The 19999-nt window shown below is 46.1% G+C and carries 26 protein-coding genes; 2 read left to right on the top strand and 24 right to left on the bottom strand.

The genetic code is table 11. The features are described from left to right. Positions 1–269: 269 nt before the first annotated feature. Both eccD and EML15_RS05760 read left to right on the top strand, forming a co-directional pair. Positions 270–1667: a type VII secretion integral membrane protein EccD gene (gene eccD / locus EML15_RS05765; RefSeq protein WP_144273892.1), complete on the top strand. Its 1398-nt coding sequence runs from the start codon at positions 270–272 to the stop codon at positions 1665–1667. A gap of 17 nt (positions 1668–1684) precedes the next feature. After that, a complete protein-coding gene (locus tag EML15_RS05760) occupies positions 1685–2926 on the top strand; it encodes a S8 family serine peptidase (RefSeq protein ID WP_185967189.1) in 1242 nt (413 codons plus the stop codon). 12 nt (positions 2927–2938) lie between these two features. Here EML15_RS05760 and EML15_RS05755 read toward each other — a convergent pair whose 3' ends face one another. The 24 genes from EML15_RS05755 to rplN all read right to left on the bottom strand — a co-directional run bounded on the left by EML15_RS05755 (position 2939) and on the right by rplN (position 19834). Then, positions 2939–3358 (bottom strand): TIGR02611 family protein, encoded by a 420-nt coding sequence (locus tag EML15_RS05755; protein ID WP_144273890.1) that lies wholly within the window; start codon positions 3356–3358, stop codon positions 2939–2941. 144 nt (positions 3359–3502) lie between these two features. Beyond that, entirely contained in the window at positions 3503–4855 is a 1353-nt protein-coding gene (eccB, locus tag EML15_RS05750; protein WP_185967188.1) for a type VII secretion protein EccB, read from the bottom strand. A gap of 235 nt (positions 4856–5090) precedes the next feature. Further along, on the bottom strand, positions 5091–5942 hold the full coding sequence (truA, locus tag EML15_RS05745; RefSeq protein ID WP_144273888.1) for a tRNA pseudouridine(38-40) synthase TruA: 852 nt from the start codon (positions 5940–5942) through the stop codon (positions 5091–5093). Next, positions 5935–6729, bottom strand: coding sequence for a hypothetical protein (locus EML15_RS05740; RefSeq protein ID WP_144273887.1), 795 nt, complete (start codon positions 6727–6729; stop codon positions 5935–5937). Before EML15_RS05740 ends, truA begins: the two co-directional genes overlap by 8 nt. Before the next feature lie 198 nt (positions 6730–6927). Beyond that, positions 6928–7449 (bottom strand): 50S ribosomal protein L17, encoded by a 522-nt coding sequence (gene rplQ, locus EML15_RS05735; protein ID WP_144273886.1) that lies wholly within the window; start codon positions 7447–7449, stop codon positions 6928–6930. Positions 7450–7546: 97 nt separating this feature from the next. Further along, entirely contained in the window at positions 7547–8563 is a 1017-nt protein-coding gene (locus EML15_RS05730) for a DNA-directed RNA polymerase subunit alpha (protein WP_144273885.1), read from the bottom strand. A gap of 120 nt (positions 8564–8683) precedes the next feature. Continuing rightward, positions 8684–9289, bottom strand: a complete 606-nt coding sequence (gene rpsD, locus EML15_RS05725; RefSeq protein ID WP_144273884.1) for a 30S ribosomal protein S4 — start codon at positions 9287–9289, stop codon at positions 8684–8686. Between the two features lie 21 nt (positions 9290–9310). Further along, entirely contained in the window at positions 9311–9715 is a 405-nt protein-coding gene (gene rpsK, locus EML15_RS05720; protein WP_144273883.1) for a 30S ribosomal protein S11, read from the bottom strand. Between the two features lie 3 nt (positions 9716–9718). Beyond that, the gene (rpsM, locus tag EML15_RS05715) at positions 9719–10087 is read right to left on the bottom strand and encodes a 30S ribosomal protein S13 (RefSeq protein ID WP_144273882.1); all 369 of its coding nucleotides are present in this window, start codon (positions 10085–10087) and stop codon (positions 9719–9721) included. Between the two features lie 158 nt (positions 10088–10245). Then, positions 10246–10470, bottom strand: coding sequence for a translation initiation factor IF-1 (gene infA / locus EML15_RS05710; RefSeq protein ID WP_144273881.1), 225 nt, complete (start codon positions 10468–10470; stop codon positions 10246–10248). Between the two features lie 246 nt (positions 10471–10716). Continuing rightward, positions 10717–11409 (bottom strand): L,D-transpeptidase, encoded by a 693-nt coding sequence (locus EML15_RS05705; RefSeq protein WP_144273880.1) that lies wholly within the window; start codon positions 11407–11409, stop codon positions 10717–10719. 166 nt (positions 11410–11575) lie between these two features. Beyond that, positions 11576–12370 (bottom strand): type I methionyl aminopeptidase, encoded by a 795-nt coding sequence (gene map / locus EML15_RS05700; protein WP_144273879.1) that lies wholly within the window; start codon positions 12368–12370, stop codon positions 11576–11578. Between the two features lie 104 nt (positions 12371–12474). Continuing rightward, a complete protein-coding gene (locus EML15_RS05695) occupies positions 12475–13020 on the bottom strand; it encodes an adenylate kinase (RefSeq protein WP_144273878.1) in 546 nt (181 codons plus the stop codon). Beyond that, positions 13020–14342, bottom strand: coding sequence for a preprotein translocase subunit SecY (gene secY, locus EML15_RS05690; RefSeq protein WP_144273877.1), 1323 nt, complete (start codon positions 14340–14342; stop codon positions 13020–13022). Before secY ends, EML15_RS05695 begins: the two co-directional genes overlap by 1 nt. Before the next feature lie 347 nt (positions 14343–14689). Then, the gene (gene rplO / locus EML15_RS05685; protein WP_144273876.1) at positions 14690–15136 is read right to left on the bottom strand and encodes a 50S ribosomal protein L15; all 447 of its coding nucleotides are present in this window, start codon (positions 15134–15136) and stop codon (positions 14690–14692) included. 3 nt (positions 15137–15139) lie between these two features. After that, a complete protein-coding gene (gene rpmD / locus EML15_RS05680) occupies positions 15140–15325 on the bottom strand; it encodes a 50S ribosomal protein L30 (RefSeq protein ID WP_144273875.1) in 186 nt (61 codons plus the stop codon). A 2-nt stretch (positions 15326–15327) separates the two neighbouring features. Next, complete coding sequence (rpsE, locus tag EML15_RS05675) at positions 15328–15954, bottom strand: 30S ribosomal protein S5 (RefSeq protein WP_144273874.1); 627 nt, start codon at positions 15952–15954, stop codon at positions 15328–15330. A gap of 40 nt (positions 15955–15994) precedes the next feature. After that, positions 15995–16402 (bottom strand): 50S ribosomal protein L18, encoded by a 408-nt coding sequence (rplR, locus tag EML15_RS05670; protein ID WP_144273873.1) that lies wholly within the window; start codon positions 16400–16402, stop codon positions 15995–15997. 3 nt (positions 16403–16405) lie between these two features. Further along, positions 16406–16942 carry a 50S ribosomal protein L6 gene (gene rplF, locus EML15_RS05665; protein WP_144273872.1) on the bottom strand — a complete coding sequence of 179 codons (537 nt, stop codon included), beginning with the start codon at positions 16940–16942 and terminating at the stop codon, positions 16406–16408. 13 nt (positions 16943–16955) lie between these two features. Continuing rightward, entirely contained in the window at positions 16956–17354 is a 399-nt protein-coding gene (gene rpsH, locus EML15_RS05660) for a 30S ribosomal protein S8 (RefSeq protein ID WP_144273871.1), read from the bottom strand. A gap of 269 nt (positions 17355–17623) precedes the next feature. Then, positions 17624–18400 carry a glucosamine-6-phosphate deaminase gene (gene nagB / locus EML15_RS05655; RefSeq protein WP_144273870.1) on the bottom strand — a complete coding sequence of 259 codons (777 nt, stop codon included), beginning with the start codon at positions 18398–18400 and terminating at the stop codon, positions 17624–17626. Between the two features lie 166 nt (positions 18401–18566). Continuing rightward, the gene (gene rplE / locus EML15_RS05650; RefSeq protein WP_185967187.1) at positions 18567–19145 is read right to left on the bottom strand and encodes a 50S ribosomal protein L5; all 579 of its coding nucleotides are present in this window, start codon (positions 19143–19145) and stop codon (positions 18567–18569) included. A 2-nt stretch (positions 19146–19147) separates the two neighbouring features. Continuing rightward, positions 19148–19462: a 50S ribosomal protein L24 gene (rplX, locus tag EML15_RS05645; protein ID WP_144273868.1), complete on the bottom strand. Its 315-nt coding sequence runs from the start codon at positions 19460–19462 to the stop codon at positions 19148–19150. 3 nt (positions 19463–19465) lie between these two features. After that, complete coding sequence (gene rplN / locus EML15_RS05640) at positions 19466–19834, bottom strand: 50S ribosomal protein L14 (protein WP_144273867.1); 369 nt, start codon at positions 19832–19834, stop codon at positions 19466–19468. Between the last annotated feature and the right edge of the window lie 165 nt (positions 19835–19999).

Below are 19999 nucleotides of genomic sequence, written 5' to 3'. Positions count from 1 at the left end.
CGTCGTATTTTTTGCTTTACTTTTGTTCCGACTGCGCGAAAAAAGCCTCATTTTACTCCCCCAATGATCCCCTTGCGTATTTCCGCTTTAGTTCTCTTCTAGATAAAGAAGCCACATATCTGCAGTCAACCAAAGGGCTAATACATTTTTTATTCTAAAACAAATACATATTTTGTGCCAGCTTTTAACAAAATTTTTCTCCACGGAACCATTACAGAAATCCTCGCGTCTAAAAACACAACTGGCATTAGAACAACTATTGGAGAAAAATGATATCCGCTGATCACTATTTACGAGCGCATATTCGCTTTAATCTCGGTACCGATATTGAGGCAATACGAAAAGGACATGACTGTGCCCTTCCTGCCAGTTCTTCACTAGCAGAGGCACTACCTGAGATTCTTAGGTTATGCGACGCATTGGAATCTTCTACCCAATGGCAAGCACACACTGCAAGCGGGAAGCCTATTGATCTGTTCACACCCCTTGTTCACACAGGATTGGAGCACGGAGCAATCATTGTGCTTAGCCCACAAGAACAGTATTTCTCACCTATTTCCAAAGATGCTGCCGAGGCGCTAGCAGATTATGCCCAAACTATGAGCACAGCCCACTTACAACATACCCTTGTGACCGCACTATACGGTGGGTTCCTCGCTTTTGCACTCTTTGTTTTCTTGCTGCCTATCCCTATTGCCCCTTTTAGCCGATTACTTGCAGTGGGACTATGCGGCTTATCGCTGTGCAGCTGGAAACACACTTCATCACTGTTAACTTTTAGTTGCTTATCGACGGCAATCGGTGTCTTTTCCATTCTTATTCAAGAAAAAATATTTTTGATCAGTGCTCCTCATGCAGGATTGGCAGTACTCCTTGCCTCACTGAGCGCCCTATTGTGCATTGGCATTGCTATCGTCGCAGGAAAAATACACATTACCCATGCAGCAGCTGTTGCTAGTTTCTTTTTCCTCATGGCAGGATCTAGTCCTGCAGCTTTTTTAGTGCTCAGTCCGTTCGATGCTGCTCCTCACGCTTTGCCTTGGCTACGCAACATATGCGCTTTGGGGCTTGGGAATGCACTAATAACCACGATGTACACTCCAAATATCGCCATGCTAGTTGCAAAAATACGCATACCTCGTCTTCCTAGTGCTGGTCAGGACTTGTCTCTGAGTGATGAAGAAAACACCATAGACGATGCAAACAATTGTGCCAATGCAATCGATAACGCACACGCATTGGTTGCTGGCATCACTATCGGAACGTCAGTATTTATATGTATTTGTGCACTATCACTTAGTTTCTATGCTGATAGTTTCAGCCAAGCACTAACTACCACGCTCAGTCTTGCACTTTTACTTCATGCGCATCGTTTTATTAGCGCAATAACCACGTGGGCTATGTGGCTTAGCGGCCTTTCTTGCCTGCTTTCGTCAATTCACGCTACCCAATTCGAGAACCCTATTTCTATGGTTGCCGCAATAATACCAGTGCTAGTGATTATTTGTTTTTCACTATATTCCTTGAGGTCAAAGCAACGAGATCTTTATTTTCAACCCACTACTATTGTGTGGTTAGAACGCTGTGAATCTTTATCAATCGCAGCTTGCTTGCCATTATGCGCGCATTTAGCCGGAGTTTTTTCGTTCATTCGATCTCTCGGATAACAGGAGAAAATAGCATCATGGTTACATACCGCTACTTCTACATGGCACCCAAAAAGATCACATACTCGCTATATATTTTTCTTAGTTTCACCATCCTCACTTCCTGCTTATTTCTGCCATATGCCCCTCAAGCATTTGCTCAAGAACAAAAGTGCGCATCAACGCTCCAAGCATCAGACAATGATATTAGGCAGCAAGCACAATTAGCAGATTCATACCGGGCAGCTCATCGTTTTGCCACTGGTGTAGGAATACGAGTGGCAGTGATTGACACTGGTGTTTATGCGCATCCACGCCTTGGTGTGGTACAAGATGGGGGTGATTTCCTTGACGGTGAACAGAAGTTCTCTGCACTAGAGGATTGTGATGCACATGGCACCATCGTCGCAGGAATTATTGCAGCACGTGATTATGGTGATGCCGTCGTCGGTGTAGCACCGGATGTTGAATTATTATCTCTACGTCAAACAAGCGCCCTCATCCGTACTCATAAAGATGATTCTGATGAATCAGGTAGTGGTACTTTGGATTCATTAACCCAAGCGATTGTTGCAGCAGTGGAACAAGGCGCGCATATTATCAATATCTCTGTTGTAAGTTGTCTTCCTGCTGATGCTGATCCAGCGGTCACATATCAGCTAGATTCAGCACTTGCCTTAGCGGAGCAGCATAATGTTCTTATTGTGGCAGCTGCAGGCAATGAGTCAAGTGCATGCCCTCAAGGATCAGTAGCATTGCCAGCTCATAAACCAAATGTTATTAGGGTTTCTTCACTGAAAGATTCCAGAACAATCGCAGATTATTCACTACGCTCTCCCCTACCTTCTTTGAGCGTCCTTGGTCATGTTTATGCCGGTCTTGACATACATGACGGAGGCATGAGTGCGGGGATAGTCAATGGTAACTCGCTAACACCATTCGAGGGAACGAGCTTTGCGGCTCCGATAGTCACCGGTTTGGCAGCCTTGCTCAAACAAAGAATGCCCTATGCCTCCAATGCAGAAATTCGATCCTTATTATTTGATAGCGTAGATCCCGTTTCTGGTGCTGTTATTCCGGAACGAGTAATTAGTATGTTGCGCTCAACACCAGTACCCACGCACCACATAAGACTTTCGACGAAAAAAGATGAGCAAAAACATAATGAGGATCGATTATTCCATTCTTATACGCTCACTTCATGTGGTTTCCTCAGCGCAATCATCTGCTTTTCCCTATTTCTCGCAGGGCTGCGTAACAAAAGAATGAACAAGAATTAGCGCACTCGCTACTTAGAAAAATTTTGTCATGATTGGGTCTAATGCAGGGATTGCTCCGCATTTCCAACTTATGTACGCCGCCACTGCTACACAAATCCAAACGCATAAACAAGTAGTGAAGATGATCCCGTAGCGTATCTTTTTATTTTGGTTTTTATACCAAAGAAAAAACTGCTCGTATTTGTGAATTCCCCATTTCAATAGCCTCTGCGCCCAATGTGCTTCGAGCGATAAAATGCCTACTCCAATGAAGACAGTGAGCCACCCTGGTCCTGGAAAAGGGATAGTCACAATACCGATAATGGTAATAAGTGAGCCTAGAAACAGAGTCAGTGGACGCACCAAGAATCCAAAGCGTCGTGTTTTTAGAGCTGCATGATGTCGTTCAATCTTGTCGATTTTTTCGCTCACTGCATCACGCATTTTCCCCATGAGATTCCCAACTTTCAATTCGAGGTTGATATGAGCTTACAGTCGATTACAAGCATTTTCTATCTTTGCATTGCTTAACGCTATCTCCTCGAGCCTACTTGCTTCTACTCGCAAGAAGAGAATCTCTGCACAACATCAACAAAATCAGTAAATCGGCATCAGTGCTTTCTCTTTAGTCAATGGCGTTCCTTCTGGCAATAACCGTAGAAATAACCACGGAATATCATGAACCTCACCAATACCTAATGCCTCAAGCGTTCCCTGATCAGCAACTTGGTGCCTCAAGCCTGTCTCCGAAATAATGTGGGTGCCTTGCCCAGTATCAACTGCAATACTTGTACCTACCGATTGATAGTGTGTAGCAACACTACTGCCCGATAGCATTAAAGGCTGCGTATTTTCTTCAAGGAGCACAACCTGTGCCTGCTGAGTAACACAAACATTTTTCTTACTTGGATTCTCCATCTCAACTAGCTGAGATGGCAAAAGCACCTCATAGTTCAGATCCTCTTTATGCGCAATCTCTGCCGATTGCACTGTCTGAAGCACATATCCTAGTTCAACCAAAATCTCTGCTTGTAGTGCGCTAATTTCTGTGACCTTATCATCTAAATACAACCAAAATTGTTCCTGCAAAACCGACTTGCCTTCAGCAGATAGTTCTGTGCTGCGGGTTTCTTCCTCGAAAGAAGTAGATGTTTTCCAAACCTGTGCCCGAGGATCTGGCACAGCCATAGGAACAAGCTCTGTAATCGCACTAAATAACTCTGCAGGCGGTATCCACCTGGGCGTCTGGTGACTAATACCTAAGGAACGTCGAACGCTACGACCAAAAGGCGATTCTTCCGGAGGTAATAATTGACGACCAGCAGCTGTAACAAGATAATCTTCGTCAGCAACTCGTGCCAAAAATGCTGCTTGATGCCCTGAATCACCTATATCCGATAAAGCATACTGCTTGATGTTTTCACTTCTTTTATGAGCAATAAGGGTCAGCCTATCTGCTGCAACCTGCGTACGTGTTTCGGGTGTATCAGTGTAGTGGCACGCAAACCAATCTAACGCATAAGGGTGTCTCCTGGAATCAAAAATTCCTGGAGCGTCAATAATCCCAATAGGAACCGCTTTCGGAAAATCCGCTAATAGACTATCGGAAATGCGTTGAGGTTTTTCCGCTTCTCCAACCACCAAACGCGCTGACGCCAAATTATTTACCGGATGATACGCTTGGTCGATCTGCACAAAAAGCTGCCCAGATTGAGCTTCAATAATACGTGCGTCACCCGGATGCGCCTGTGGAGCAAAAAACGCTAGAGCCAATGAGCCAACCACCAACAATGCACTCGTTGCAAGCCCAAAGAACAAAGCTCTACGACGTCTAGCCAGTGGGTCATGAATCATCCGGATATCTCCCAAAGCTAGCCCGTGTTCAATGCGCCGCTTAAGAAACTTATGCCCAGATAATTGCGCTTTTGTTGTTGGATTAAACCTAACCACACTACCCCCTATTTTTATCCCTTATAGCCCCTGTTTCCTATGTTTCCTTCTGATACACAACATGACCGAAAGGAAACACAAAGATGTTAGCATTATAAAACAAAAAAGGAGATATGGCTAGGACGATATGGCTAGCTAGTGGTGAGTCCTGACTCAGCAATCATCATGGTGTAATAGATGATTGCAACGCTCAAACCCACCATCATCCCAACACCACCCCAAAAGCATTTCTACCCTAAATCACTTCGCGCTTAGCTCTTGTTTGCACTGCTCGCTGCGCCAATTGTTCCTCCTCTGGATAATCTACAGCGGTCAAGGTTAAACCTCGAGCTGGTGCTACAGGCACTAAAGAGGATCGAGCTTCTTGGGCTAAGAGAGAGGACGCAAAATCTGCTGGTCGTTTCCCTTCTCCTGCCACCAGACAGGCTCCTACCAGGGATCTCACCATTGACCAGCAAAAAGCATCTGCAACGACATGGGCTTCATAGAGTTGCGGTTCCTGTGGCGTTGATATATCTCGCCATGAAAAATGCTCAAGATGTCGAATTGTCGTTGCGCCTTCACGGTATTTACAAAAGGCAGCAAAATCATGTAGTCCTACTAAAGAATCAGCGATTGTTTGCATGACAAGCATATCCACATCGTGATTCCAGGTTGCAGTGTCTCGCAAACGCGTCGGTAAAGCACCGCGTTGAGCAGTGGTAATTCGATAGCGATAGTGTCGTCGTAAAGCAGAAAAACGAGCATCAAAGGTTTGAGGGACGCGTGTGCAGTTATTGACACGAACATCCTCAGGAAGTAGCCGTGCTAACCTGCGTACCAGTCGCTGAGGATCACCAGCAATACTACGAGTATCAAGCGCATGCGCAGGGACATCACAGTGCGCTACCTGCCCACTAGCATGCACCCCGGCATCAGTACGCCCAGCAACTGTCAGAGCAATCGGATACCGCAAAATAAGACTCAGATTATCCTCTAGGACACGTTGCACTGTCCGTAGTTCTTGATCCCCTTGACGTGCCCAACCATGAAAATCCGTGCCATCATAGGCAATGTCTAATCTCAGTCTTAAGATCTCATCACTCATTATTCATCTTTCCATTGCCGGCGCTACTTGATTGGGTTAATGCCTCTTGTGCTGCCACTATCGCAGCATCTTTATCTCTTTGCGCTTGCCGACGCAGCTGCCTATTCTTCGTCGATCCAAAGCCTAATGCTGCACCAAACATCAGCAGCCACAGCAATAAACTATCACAGCTCATATGCTGATAAGTGCCATAAGGAGCTGGAGATGTGGAAGAAATGAAAAGCCCAAAGCCAACAAGGGAAATGACTAATAATACAATCCCACACCATGCAATTATTGGGGTGATCAGATTCTCATACGCCGTGTCAACACTTTCGTGGCTGCTGAGCATTCGCGAGCGATGATGACGATACCGCAGTGCATGAATACATAAGCTCACTAAACAACCCCACAAAGAAAAAATAAAAATGCTCATTGCGGTAGTATGTGCAAAACTATGCGTGCTGGAGTCGATAAAAGCAATTCCTAGCGCACCAAAGCCAGCGACGATGAGTGCCCCTAACCCCGCATACACTAGTAATGGTCGCACCACTGTGACCACGTTCTTTGTTTTCTGCCCCATGATCAGCAGCAGCGCTGCACTAATGATTACTACCCCACCGATAGACAGTGCGGTAGTGAATATGCGATGCCCTGGGCTACAGATATAGCGCGGTACCCCTGGACCAGCAATCTCTACGCACGTCCGTGCCCCAAGATCACCCATGAGAAAATACTCCGGCATGTATATCCCCTGCCATAGCAGCATGGTAATAAATTGTCCGATCCATATGATGAATACGGCCATGATAAGTAGTATTCCAGGCAATCTCTTATGCATATTCTTCGCTTTCGACGCTCTTTCCTTGTGTTTTCTTGCGCGGTATATCCTGCATCTGAGTGATGTGAATAAGCAATTAACCTCACCAGCATAACTAATCGCCAACAAAAGGGAAAAGAAAAATGCCCACTAAATAGTGGGCATTGTGGCAGTAGAAAAGTTCTCTTACTTCTCTTCTGCTTCTTCCTTTTCTGCAGATTCTACAGTTTCTTCAGTTTCTACTGTGGCCTCTTCAACAGCGGTTTCTTCTGCTGCTGGAGCTTCCTCAGTTTCTTCTGCTTTTTTAGAAGCTGCTGCACGTGCTGCGCGAGTTGCTTCAGCACTAACAGTCTCTTCCAGAACAAGAGAAATCTGGCTCATAGGTGCATTGTCACCTTTACGGTTTTCAAGTTTAACAATGCGAGTGTAACCACCATTACGGTTCTCAAACTTTGGTGCAAGCTCGTTGAAGAGGTATGCAACGATCTCCTTGTTAGGGACAAGTTTGAGTACATTACGACGGTCAGCTACAGAACCGCTCTTCGCCTTTGTGATGAGCTTTTCTGCATATGGACGCAAAGCCTTTGCCTTAGCGTCGGTAGTTTTAATAGCACCATGCTCAAACAGTTGCGCTGCAAGATTCGACAGAATATGCTTCTGGTGGCTCGCAGAACCGCCTAAACGGGCACCTTTCTTAGGGGTAGGCATTTTTTACTCCTCGTGTACAGGATTGAAAAGTGAGCGTGAGATTTCTTCCGGCTTAGCAGCAATTTACTAAGCATGAAAGAAGAAATCCTAAGGACAATTACTCCGAGTCTTCCGCATCCAGGTCAATATAATCGCCAGTTTCGGCATCGTAGCCTTCAAGCTGAGTTGGATCGAAGTCCGCAGGTGCGTCTTTGAGGGTTAAACCAAGACCAGCAAGTTTGATCTTGACCTCGTTGATTGACTTCTGACCAAAGTTACGAATATCCAAAAGATCGGATTCAGTGCATTCAGCAAGCTCACCGACGTTGTGGATTTCTTGACGCTTCAGGCAATTATAAGAACGAACTGAGAAGTTCAGATCCTCAATTGGCATGCTATATGCAGCAATATATTCAGTCTCTTGCGGTGATGGGCCAATTTCGATGCCTTCAGCAGCGACATTGAGTTCACGTGCAAGACCAAATAGCTCAACCAATGTCTTACCCGCAGACGCAAGAGCGTCACGAGGAGCAATGGAGTTTTTGGTTTCTACGTCAATGATGAGCTTGTCAAAGTCGGTACGCTGCTCAACACGAGTAGCCTCAACCTTGTAGCTCACTTTGAGCACTGGTGAATAAATCTGATCAACAGGAATACGACCAATTTCATTGGCACCAGAATAGAGAGTAGCTGGCACATAGCCACGACCACGCTCTACAACCATTTCAATCTCCAAGCGACCCTGATCATTGAGGGTAGCTAAATGCGCATCAGGATTGTGAACCTCGACACCAGCAGGTGGCTCAATATCACCTGCTGTGACGACTCCTGGTCCCTCAGCGCGCAGATACATTACTACTGGCTCATCAGAGTCAGAAGAAAGAACAAGACTTTTAATGTTCAAGATGATGTCAGAAACATCCTCTTTTACACCATTGATTGTGGTGAACTCATGCAGCACACCATCAATTTTTACACTGGTAACAGCTGCACCCGGAATGGATGACAACAAAGTACGACGAAGTGAGTTACCGAGGGTGTAACCAAAACCAGGCTCCAATGGCTCAATAGTGAACCGAGAGCGTGCCTGATCGACAACCTCTTCACTTAGTGTTGGACGCTGAGAAATGAGCATTGAACTCTCCTTGTATGACGCCCGCTATTTGACGTCTGTGGGTGGAAAGGATGGATGGGAAAAGTTCTCGTAATTTTTCGGCTAATCGCTATGAGAATAGTTCTCGCTTTAGCCAAAGAATTACTTCGAGTAAAGCTCGACGATAAGCTGCTCTTGCAACGGAACGTCGATCTGAGCACGCTCGGGCAATTGGTGCACGAGGATGCGCAAGGTAGCTGGAACAACCTGAAGCCATGCAGGTACAACTGCATCGACAAGGTTCTCCTGTGCCTCTTCGAACCACACCATCTTCTGTGATTTTTCACGAACATCGATGATGTCATACTGAGAGACACGGTAAGAAGGAACGTTAACCTTCTTGCCATTTACGATGAAATGACCGTGGGAAACCAACTGACGTGCTTGGCGACGAGTACGTGCCAAACCAGAGCGGTAAACCACATTGTCAAGACGAGATTCAAGCAAAACAACCAAGTTCTCACCAGTCTTACCTGGTAGACGGTTAGCTTCCGCGTAGTAACGGCGGAACTGCTTCTCAAGCACACCGTAGGTGTACTTTGCTTTTTGCTTCTCTTGGAGCTGGAGCAAATACTCAGACTCCTTAATGCGAGCGCGTCCTGCTTGTCCCGGTGGGTATGGACGACGCTCAAACGCCATATCTCCGCCGACTAGATCGACGCGAAGGCGACGGGACTTACGAGTTGCTGGGCCTGTATAACGAGCCATAGTAAGTAACCTTTCCTTTTCTTAAACGCGACGACGCTTTGGTGGGCGGCAACCATTGAATGGTTGTGGTGTCACATCAGAGATAGATGTAACATCAAGACCTGCTGTTTGCAGCGAACGAATCGCAGTCTCACGACCAGAACCTGGTCCTTTGACAAAAACATCAACTTTCTTCATGCCATGATCCATTGCCTTGCGAGCAGCAGATTCTGCAGCAAGCTGAGCAGCGAATGGAGTGGACTTACGAGATCCCTTGAAACCAACGTGACCAGAGGAAGCCCAAGCAATAACAGCACCCTGAGGATCAGTGATAGACACGATGGTGTTATTGAAAGTTGATTTGATATATGCGTGGCCTGCAGCCACATTCTTTTTTACAACGCGACGACCAGTACGGCGTGCGCCACTACGTGCTTTAGGAGGCATAAATTACTTCTTCTTTCCTGCGATCGTCTTCTTAGGACCTTTACGAGTACGAGCGTTGGTCTTGGTACGCTGACCACGCACTGGAAGTCCACGACGATGACGCAGACCCTGGTAAGAACCAATTTCAATCTTGCGACGAATATCTGCTTGTACCTGACGGCGAAGGTCACCCTCTACCTTCCAGGTAGCTTCAATAACATCACGAAGTGCAGAAACCTGCTCGTCGGTGAGGTTATCGGTGCGCAGATCAGGAGAAATGCCAGTCTCCTCAAGCAACTTGGCAGCACGAGCTGGACCAATGCCATAAATATAGGTGAGTGCAACTTCCATACGCTTATTGCGCGGAAGATCGACTCCTGCTAGACGTGCCATAAGGCAGATACCTTTCCAGATATTGCGATGGTTTTCTCCTTACTCGTCCCAGCACAGAGCAATCTTCATAGAAGAAAGCACATACCAGGCTTCGGCCATCGCAGCCAAAGGTGAGAATGAATCCTTAGTGAATTCAGTGAAGTAAGGAGGCTTAAAAATTATTTATAACGATAAACAATGCGACCACGGGTGAGATCATAAGGAGACAACTCAACCACTACGCGATCTTCTGGGAGAATACGGATGTAATGCTGACGCATCTTGCCACTAATGTGTGCAAGTACCATGTGTCCTTTTTTATTATCAAGTTCAACACGGAATGTAGCATTTGGCAAAGCCTCAACAACTCTACCCTCTACTTCAATTGCGCCTTCTTTAGCCATAGCCTCCACTTTCTAACCCCGTATGCATATTTTCATGCAACAGAATCATTGATTTATGCATTGTTACCTGCAGATGCGCGAATTTGCCCACACACCAACTGATTAGGTTACCGCTTTTTATAAAAGAATGCAACTAGCACAAAAATATCTCGAACTGAAACTCAACACAGTGTAGTGCGGCAACAGAATTAAAAAATCCGACCCCCATCATAAGGATCGGATAGATGTTTTAGCAGTCTTTAAGAATTAGTAGATGAAAACATCATCGCCAGGCTGCAAGGTATCGAAGAATACTACGGAATCATCGTAGTTGAGATGAATACAACCATGAGAAAGCACTCCTACTTCACCAGCATGGAATGCGTGTCCATTGCGGGTAAAGTACACAGAGTTTGGCATCGGTGCATTACCGTAAGTACGAGATACTTCATTCTTAACCTTGTACTCAACCTTGAAGTTACCGGTTGGCGTCGCAGTGCTTGGGGCAGGAGCACCACCAGAAGAAGGTGCAACATGAACCACTTTTCCATCTTTCTGCAACCAAGAACGTCCGCCCTTAAGATCGACGCAGGCCTCCGCAGTAACTGGGCAAGGACCACGATCAAAAGTGTCACCAAGAACTGGGGCATCAGGTACAGCAGGAACCTCTGGTGCAGCAGGCACATTAAGGATCACAGGAGCACCGTTATTGAGAATTCCATTCACAATATCTGCCTGCTCTGGTGGCAAAACAGAATTAATCTGTTCGTTGAGATTCTCCTTAGCATTTTTCAGCTGCTCAGCACCACTATTGAGGAGATTATCCAAGCCAATTGGAGCCGCTGACGCAGTTCCAGGCTGCACGATGAGCAAAGCTGCAGCCGTGGTAGAAGTCCCAAGAACTGCATTCAACCGACGACGTAGTCGGGATGGTTTAGCATGGCGAGGTTTATATGACATGGGCATTACTATAACACCACTCCTGGGAAAATAAGAATCCTGAGAAGACATATGAATATTTTTCCTCATAAAAATGAGGTACATAATCTGTATTCTTATTTTTTATCAGTTTCCTGATATTCCTCCTAATGCTTCTCGTAACTCACAAATACTCATAGGCCAACCATCAATGCCGCTGAGTAAGAATTCGCGGTCCGTGCTCAGTAGCTGCAACAGTATGCTCCCAATGTGCTGCCCATGACCCATCCTCGGTAACAACAGTCCAATCGTCGTCAAGCACAATAGAATCCGTTGATCCTAAGGTCAGCATCGGCTCAATAGCTAAGACAGAGCCTGCCTGAATGATCGGTCCTCGACCTGGTTTACCTTCATTTTCCAGAAAAGGATCTTCATGCATAGTACGCCCAATGCCATGCCCGCCATAACCAGCAACAATACCGAGCTTTACCCCAAATTTTTGTTCAGCCTGTCGCGTTGCAACCTCTAGAGCATGAGAAATGTCTGTGAGATGATTGCCCGGTAGCATTGCTTTCAGCCCTTCGGAAAGCACATACTCAGTAGCAAGATTTAACGACTCCACTGATCGTTCCAGCTTGCCAATACCAAAGCTCCATGCAGAATCGCCCACCCAGCCGTCGTAGGTTGCACCACAATCAATAGAGACAAGGTCGCCTTCTTTCAGTACAACGCTCGCGCTAGGAATACCGTGCACAATTTCTTCATTTATTGAGGAACAAATCGATGCAGGAAAACCTTGATATCCCTTAAAGGTCGGCACTGCCCCATGCGAGCGGATAACCTCCTCAGCAATGCTGTCAAGATCCAAAGTGGTCATGCCTGCTTTTGCTTCAGCTTTTACCGCCTGGAGGGCTTTAGCAACAATTGTACCTGCAGCCTGCATAGCATCGAGTTCCCCAGAAGTTTTAGCGGGGATCATCTTGCGTTTCCTTCTAAAAACCATTTTTCCTCATAACGATTAGCAAAATATAAACCCAGGCAATTGGAAATACCAATGACCTGGGGTAGAAATTTTCTCAGCACGTTCATTGCTGAGTTTTATCCATTCTATTTATTCAATACCTCGAGCGTACGAGCATTAATATCCTCTACACTCCCCTCAGCAATGATATTGATAATGCGCTGTCCATAATGTGCAATCAATGGTGCTGTTTCATTTGCATAGACCTCAAGACGAGTACGAATCGTATCTTCATTATCGTCAGCACGACCTCGCGCAAGCATACGCTCGACGACAACATCCTCAGACACCTCGTAGTTAATAACAGCGTCAATCTTAAGACCATGTTCTGCAAGGAATTCTTCTAGAATATCCGCTTGCTCAACAGTACGCGGAAAACCATCAAGCAAAAATCCTTGCTGAGCATCATCCTGCTGCAGACGATCTTTAACCATATCGGCAGTAACATCAGTAGGAACCAATTTACCAGCGTCAATATACTCTTTCGCCTTCAGCCCTAGTGGTGTTCCTTGCCCAATGTTCGCGCGGAACAAATCACCAGTAGAGATATGCGGAATACCTAATTTTTCGGAAAGAATTGCTGCTTGAGTGCCTTTACCTGCACCAGGAGGACCGAGAAGTACCAATCGCATTATTTCAAGATTCCTTCGTAGTTGCTCTGAAGAAGTTGTGATTCAATTTGCTTTACAGTGGTCAATGCTACCGAAACCATAATCAAAATAGCAGTACCACCAAAAGGTGTTGCACTGGAAGAACTTCCGCTTACCCCTAAATCAAGTGCGATATTTGGCAACACAGCAATCACGCCTAAGTAGAGTGCACCAACAAAAAGCAAACGATTCATCACGTACTGCAAATACTCAGCAGTTGGGCGTCCCGGACGAATACCAGGAATAAAACCACCATACTTCTTCATATTTTCTGCTTGCTCTGTCGGATCATATTGCACAGAAACATAGAAATAGGAGAAGAAAATGATAAGGACAAAATACAGCACAATATATTGCCATGATGATGGTGCCTGCAGGTACTGAATGACATTACGCTGCCACCAGTTATTGGAAGCTCCATCAGAATTAGATTGAATAATCTGGGTAATGAGCACTGGCATATAAATAAGCGAAGACGCAAAGATCACTGGGATAACGCCAGCTTGATTCACCTTCAATGGAAGGTATGTGGAAGTGCCTCCATACTGGCGACGACCAACCATACGCTTTGCATACTGAACAGGAATACGACGCTGCCCTTGCTCAATAAAGATAATGCCAACCACAAGCACGATGACTGCAATCAACACAATAGCAAAGACCATTCCTCCAGATGTGTTGAGGATATTGGCACCGTCGGAAGGCAAACGTGTAGCAATACCTGCGAAGATGAGCAATGACATACCATTGCCTACGCCACGTTCAGTGATAATCTCGCCAAACCACATCACAAGCATTGCGCCAGCAGTCATAGTGAGCACCAAGACGATGAGGTCAAATAGACCAGCATCTTCTTTGAGCACACGAACACCTTGACCAAGCAGTTGCTCGCGATCAGCAAGTGCGACAATACCTGCAGACTGTAGTAGAGCTAAAGCGAGAGTCAGATAGCGAGTGTACTGATCCATCTTCGCCTGACCAGATTGTCCCTCTTTCTTTAATTCCTCAAAGCGAGGCACGACAACTGTCAATAGCTGCATAATGATAGAAGACGTAATGTACGGCATGACACCGATTGCAAAAATCGACAGCTGAAGTAAAGCGCCTCCTGAGAAAAGATTAATCAAAGAGTAAACGCTACCTGATTCTTCAGTAAGCTGACGGATTCGACCACTAATAAGGGCATAATCGACTCCAGGCGAAGGAATCTGCGCACCAACACGATAGAGAATGATGAGTGCGATCGAGATGAGGATTTTGCGTCGCAAATCCGCATCCTTAAAAGCCTGAATAATGGCGGACACTTTGCCTCCTGACTTCTCCTTTGGTAACAGTGTGCCTTGCACATTCTGACCAGGAAGAAGGCTTGTACTTATTACGTATTTTTTTCTTACTTATATTCTGATGTTCAGATATAACATCTAAACATAATTGACTTAGCTACTCTACCACTGAAAATCGTTTCCAACCACTTTACGAGGTTATTGGGGCAAAGCCTATGTTTTCTTCCGGTGAGAAATCTAGAAATACAGTATGTAACTAAGTTTTCTCAGAGTTGGCTGAACTTTGGGTTTTGGCATAAAAAATGTGGTGCGCCAAAGGCAAAACACCACATTTTCTTTGCTCATGCAATACAGAGCGTCACAGCATTTTAGGCTTCAGTAATGGAGCCACCAGCTGCTTCGATCTTTTCTTTTGCAGACTTAGAGAATTTATCTGCAGTAACGTTAAGTTTAACGTTAAGCTCACCGTCGCCAAGAACCTTAACTGGTTGCTTAGCACGAACAAGACCTGCTGCAACAATATCAGCAACTGCGACATCGCCCCCATTAGGGAATGCCTTTTCTAAGTCGGCTACATTAACAACCTGGAAGTAAACCTTGTTGTTGTTCTTGAAGCCTTTGAGCTTAGGTAGACGCATATGAATTGGCATCTGACCACCCTCGAAAGCAGCGGAAACTTGCTTACGAGCCTTGGTACCTTTGGTGCCTCGACCTGCGGTCTTACCTTTGGAAGCCTCACCGCGACCAACGCGGGTTTTAGCTTTGTGCGCACCTTTTGCTGGGCGCAAATCATGTAGTTTGATTGGATCACTCATTTATTACTCCCCTGCCACTTCTTCGACAGTAACCATGTGACGCACAATGTTAATCATGCCTCGCACAGCTGGGTTGTCTTCGCGGACGACGGAGTGGTTAATGCGCTTAAGACCAAGAGCAGCCATGTTCTTACGCTGCTTTGGGTTTGCACCAACCAAACCTTTTTTCTGGGTAATTTTCAGAGCCATGGTTAAGCCTCCTGTCCACTACGAGCGCGTAGCATACGAGCTGGAACAACTTCCTCCAGAGTCTTGCCACGACGAGCAGCGACTTCTTCAGGTCGTACCAATTGCTTAAGACCATCAACAGTAGCGTGAACTACGTTGATTGCGTTATCAGAACCAAGAGACTTAGAAAGAATATCCTGGATTCCGGCACATTCAAGCACTGGACGAGCAGCACCACCAGCAATAACACCGGTACCTGGTGCAGCTGGACGTAGCATAACTACACCGGCTGCAGCCTCACCTTGAACTGGGTGAGTAATGGTTCCGCCAACCATAGGAACACGGAAGAAGTTCTTACGTGCTTCTTCTGCACCCTTTTGGATAGCTGCTGGTACTTCTTTGGCCTTACCATAGCCAACACCAACAAGTCCTTTACCGTCACCAACGATGACCAAAGCGGTGAAGCTAAAGCGACGACCACCCTTAACCACCTTGGATACACGGTTAATGGTAACTACACGCTCAATGTATTGTGAGCGCTCATCTTGCTGTTGGTTACGACGATCGTCGCGACGTCCGCCGCGGCGTTCATTCTTGTTCTGGCTTTCGTCGGCGGAGCGCCCGCCGTCACGTCGTTCACGTCCCGACATTATGCGTTCCTTCCGTTGTTTATCATGTTTGCGGTAATCATTAGAACTTCAGACCACCTTCACGAGCTGCATCAGCAACCGCTGCAACGCGACCGTGATATTTATAACCAGCGCGGTCAAAAACGACCTTTGTGATTCCTGCTTCAAGAGCACGAGCAGCAATAAGTTCGCCTACCTTTGCGCTCTTGGTCTTCTTATCACCTTCAAGCTCACGCACCTGAGGTTCAATTGTAGAAGCAGCAGCCAAAGTATGACCAGCTACGTCATCAATAACCTGGACGTGCATATGGCGAGAAGAACGGTGCACAACAAGACGAGGTGCTTCAGGAGTACCACGCAAATTCTTGCGAACGCGAACATGACGACGGATACGTGCCTCACGACGGCGAGTAGAGATGTCCTTGCCTACTGGCACGCGCTTACCATTATTGTTTTCAGAGTTACTCATGCTTTACTTACCCGTCTTTCCGACCTTGCGACGGATCTGCTCACCTTCGTAACGAATACCCTTGCCCTTATAAGGATCATCCTTACGCAGACGACGGATAATGGCAGCGATCTGTCCAACTTTTTGCTTGTCGATACCTGAAACGGACAACTTGGTAGTTCCGTCTACAGCAAAGGTAATTCCTTCAGGTGCCTCAATAAGCACTGGGTGAGAATAACCAAGAGAGAACTCTAGGTTTTTACCTTTAGCCTGTACACGGTATCCAACACCGAAGATTTCCATTTTAATGGTGTAGCCTTCAGTAACACCAACAACCATGTTGTTGATCAAAGAACGAGACAAACCATGCATGGAGCGTGAACGGCGGTGGTCATCTGGACGAGTAACCACAATCTGACCATCTTCTTGTGCAACAGAAATTGGTTCAGGGATGGTGACGTTCAAGGTACCCTTTGGACCTTTAACCTCAACAAAACGACCATCAATTTTTGCTTCAACATTAGATGGGATAGCGATAGGAGCTTTACCTACACGTGACATTTTCGCCCCTCCCTTACCAGACGTAGGCGAGAACTTCTCCGCCTACGCCTTTCTGATATGCCTGACGATCAGTAAGCAAACCTTGTGAAGTGGAAATAATAGCCACACCAAGGCCGCCAAGTACCTTCGGCAAGTTATTGGACTTTGCATACACGCGAAGACCTGGCTTAGACACACGGCGTACACCAGCAATGGAACGCTCGCGAGATGGGCCGTACTTCAATTCGAGAGTCAAAGTCTTTGCAACCTTGCCCTGCTCAACTGTGTAGTTAGAAATGTATCCTTCACTCTTAAGAATCTCGGCAATGTTTACCTTGAGCTTTGAGGAAGGCATGGATACGGTGTCATGATGCGCATGGCTAGCATTACGCACGCGAGACAGCATATCCGCAATAGGATCTGTCATGGTCATGGATGTGACCTTTATGCCTTTCTCGTTGCGGTTCCTCACACCCCATAGCGTTACCGTGCTTTTTCTTTTGGCAACTTTACGCTTCCCTTATAACTCACAGAGCCGGGTTGCTCGCCACCTTAAACTATATTGTGCACGGTCGCACAGGGCACAGGGCCTACAACAAAGTAAGTTGAAAAATGTACTCTATGGATTATGTGCACAACAAAAGCGCACAAAAGTCCAAGGGACGAATTTACCAGAGCAAAGGCATAAAAAGCAAATAGAGTTTAGAAACTCTGCCATCCCGGTTTATGTTCTAACGCATGAACATAGTAATCTGCATACTCCAACTTTCCCGCAGCCGCTTCGTCGAGAAGCACTGTAGTGTGAGGATGCATTTGCAGAGCACTCGCAGGGCACATTGCAGATATAGAACCCTCAACCATGTCCCGGACTGCATCTGCCTTATTCTCGCCAAACGCCAGCACAAGAATATGCTCCGCTTGCATAATTGTGCCAACCCCCTGCGTAATGCAGTGGCGTGGCACTTGAGTTTCATCGTCATTAAAGAAACGTGAATTATCGCGAAGAGTCATCGGATGTAGCGTTTTTATTCGAGTACGCCCCGCTAATGACGACGTTGGCTCATTGAAACCAATATGACCGTCGCTACCAATGCCAAGAACTTGAATAGCAATCCCCGCCTTGGTCACTTGCTCATCATATGATTGCGCTGCTTGCTCAGGGTGCTCGGCGCACCCATCAGGACTATGCACATTCTCATCAGCAATATCAATGTGATCACACAACTCACGACGGATAGTCTGGTAGTAACTTTGTTCGTGTTCTTTAGGAAGACCTACATATTCGTCGAGAAGAAAAACTTGTGAATCGGCAAAAGATAATCCTTCTTCTTTATGCCTACGGATGAGCTCACGATAAAGCGGCAAGGGTGTTGAACCAGTGGCTAAACCTAGGTTTTTTCGCGCCCGAATATGTGGTTCATAAATATCTGCCGCAATCACACCTGCTTGTTCACGTTGTGAACAAATAACAATCTCCATCGCCGTTATACTCTCTTATCTTCTATTAGTGCGTACTCATACATCATTAATTTTTAATTATAGTTTTGTCTGTAACTGAGCACGAACTGCAAAAAGAAACAATCAAAGAAAAAGGCGTAACCCCTTGTTATGGGGTTACGCCTCTACAAATGAAACTAGAGTTTCATTATTTAACGCGCTGGATATTTCCATCTGCATCCTTGAATGGGAATCCAAGGTGAAGCAAAAGTGCGCGGCCTTCATCGTTATTGGTAGCAGTGGTTACCACGGTGATATCCATACCACGAGGACGATCAACCTTGTCTACGTCAATTTCGTAGAACATGGTTTGCTCACTAAGACCAAAGGTGTAGTTACCGTGTCCGTCGAACTGCTGGTCAGAAAGACCACGGAAGTCACGAATACGTGGTAGTGCTACAGTCAAGAGACGATCAAGGAATTCCCACATACGGTCGCCACGAAGGGTAACGCGTGCACCAATTGGCATACCTTCACGCAACTTGAAGTTAGCAATAGATTTCTTTGCACGGCGAAGCTCTGGTTTTTGACCAGTAATCGCACTCAAATCCGCAATTGCACCGTTGATAAGTTTGGAATCACGAGCCGCCTCACCGACACCCATGTTCACTACCACTTTTTCAACACCAGGGATTTGCATGATGTTCTCGTAAGCGAATTGTTCATTCATCTTAGAACGAATTTCTTCGCGGTAACGGGCCTTAAGACGTGGAGTGTAATCGCTCATTATTAAATGTCCTTCCCGTTACGACGTGAGATACGAACTTTCTTTCCGTTCTCATCGAAGCGGTAACCAACGCGAGTTGGGTTTCCATCAGAGTCCAAAACCATAACATTGGATACGTGGATTGGAGCTTCCTGGGTCACAATCCCACCGGATTCAGCACCACGCTCTGGCGCAGAGTTAGCCACGTGCTTCTTTACTCGGTTAACGCCCTCAACCAAAACCTTATCGAGCTTTGGGAAAGCCTTGATTACCTTGCCTTTTGCTCCTTTATCAGGACCAGAAATAACAAGTACCATATCACCCTTATGAATCTTCATAAGTTAGATCACCTCCGGTGCGAGAGAAACGATCTTCATGAAACGCTTTTCACGAAGCTCACGAGCAACTGGACCGAAGATACGAGTACCGCGAGGCTCATTATCATTCTTGATGATAACGGCTGCGTTCTCGTCGAAACGAATGTATGAACCGTCTGGACGACGAGTTTCTTTCTTCGCACGAACAATAACAGCTTTTACAATGTCGCCAGCTTTAACATTGCCACCTGGAGTTGCTTCCTTAACGGTAGCGACAATAACGTCACCAATGCCAGCAAAACGTCGAGTTGAGCCACCAAGAACACGAATGCACAAAATTTCACGTGCACCAGTGTTGTCAGCGACTTTCAGACGCGATTCCTGTTGAATCACTTGAGTCTCCTTGACCTGGATTATATGTACGGCAGATTTCCGAACTGACGTACGCGGTCTATGTACATTTACATGCCACTAAAGTTTTACGACAAGCACATAACCTGTAAAGGTATGAAATTATAGTCGAAAGGTCTTAGCTTAGGGGTTCGGAAACGCGCCACA

Source organism: Corynebacterium sp. sy017 (assembly GCF_017918135.1).
In the GTDB taxonomy this organism is placed as follows: Bacteria; Actinomycetota; Actinomycetes; order Mycobacteriales; family Mycobacteriaceae; genus Corynebacterium.
This window is presented reverse-complemented; position numbering and strand designations above follow the sequence as displayed.

Bases quoted from the DNA above. Each gene is read 5' to 3' on its own strand.
- eccD (WP_144273892.1), top strand. From the start codon at position 270: ATGATATCCGCTGATCACTATTTACGAGCGCATATTCGCTTTAATCTC.
- EML15_RS05760 (WP_185967189.1), top strand. From the start codon at position 1,685: ATGGTTACATACCGCTACTTCTACATGGCACCCAAAAAGATCACATAC.
- EML15_RS05755 (WP_144273890.1), bottom strand. From the start codon at position 3,358: ATGGGGAAAATGCGTGATGCAGTGAGCGAAAAAATCGACAAGATTGAA.
- truA (WP_144273888.1), bottom strand. From the start codon at position 5,942: ATGAGTGATGAGATCTTAAGACTGAGATTAGACATTGCCTATGATGGC.
- EML15_RS05740 (WP_144273887.1), bottom strand. From the start codon at position 6,729: ATGGCCGTATTCATCATATGGATCGGACAATTTATTACCATGCTGCTA.
- rplQ (WP_144273886.1), bottom strand. From the start codon at position 7,449: ATGCCTACCCCTAAGAAAGGTGCCCGTTTAGGCGGTTCTGCGAGCCAC.
- EML15_RS05730 (WP_144273885.1), bottom strand. From the start codon at position 8,563: ATGCTCATTTCTCAGCGTCCAACACTAAGTGAAGAGGTTGTCGATCAG.
- rpsD (WP_144273884.1), bottom strand. From the start codon at position 9,289: ATGGCTCGTTATACAGGCCCAGCAACTCGTAAGTCCCGTCGCCTTCGC.
- rpsK (WP_144273883.1), bottom strand. From the start codon at position 9,715: ATGCCTCCTAAAGCACGTAGTGGCGCACGCCGTACTGGTCGTCGCGTT.
- rpsM (WP_144273882.1), bottom strand. From the start codon at position 10,087: ATGGCACGTCTAGCAGGAGTCGATCTTCCGCGCAATAAGCGTATGGAA.
- infA (WP_144273881.1), bottom strand. From the start codon at position 10,470: ATGGCTAAAGAAGGCGCAATTGAAGTAGAGGGTAGAGTTGTTGAGGCT.
- EML15_RS05705 (WP_144273880.1), bottom strand. From the start codon at position 11,409: ATGTCATATAAACCTCGCCATGCTAAACCATCCCGACTACGTCGTCGG.
- map (WP_144273879.1), bottom strand. From the start codon at position 12,370: ATGGTTTTTAGAAGGAAACGCAAGATGATCCCCGCTAAAACTTCTGGG.
- EML15_RS05695 (WP_144273878.1), bottom strand. From the start codon at position 13,020: ATGCGATTGGTACTTCTCGGTCCTCCTGGTGCAGGTAAAGGCACTCAA.
- rplO (WP_144273876.1), bottom strand. From the start codon at position 15,136: ATGAGTGATCCAATCAAACTACATGATTTGCGCCCAGCAAAAGGTGCG.
- rpmD (WP_144273875.1), bottom strand. From the start codon at position 15,325: ATGGCTCTGAAAATTACCCAGAAAAAAGGTTTGGTTGGTGCAAACCCA.
- rpsE (WP_144273874.1), bottom strand. From the start codon at position 15,954: ATGTCGGGACGTGAACGACGTGACGGCGGGCGCTCCGCCGACGAAAGC.
- rplR (WP_144273873.1), bottom strand. From the start codon at position 16,402: ATGAGTAACTCTGAAAACAATAATGGTAAGCGCGTGCCAGTAGGCAAG.
- rplF (WP_144273872.1), bottom strand. From the start codon at position 16,942: ATGTCACGTGTAGGTAAAGCTCCTATCGCTATCCCATCTAATGTTGAA.
- rpsH (WP_144273871.1), bottom strand. From the start codon at position 17,354: ATGACCATGACAGATCCTATTGCGGATATGCTGTCTCGCGTGCGTAAT.
- nagB (WP_144273870.1), bottom strand. From the start codon at position 18,400: ATGGAGATTGTTATTTGTTCACAACGTGAACAAGCAGGTGTGATTGCG.
- rplE (WP_185967187.1), bottom strand. From the start codon at position 19,145: ATGAGCGATTACACTCCACGTCTTAAGGCCCGTTACCGCGAAGAAATT.
- rplX (WP_144273868.1), bottom strand. From the start codon at position 19,462: ATGAAGATTCATAAGGGTGATATGGTACTTGTTATTTCTGGTCCTGAT.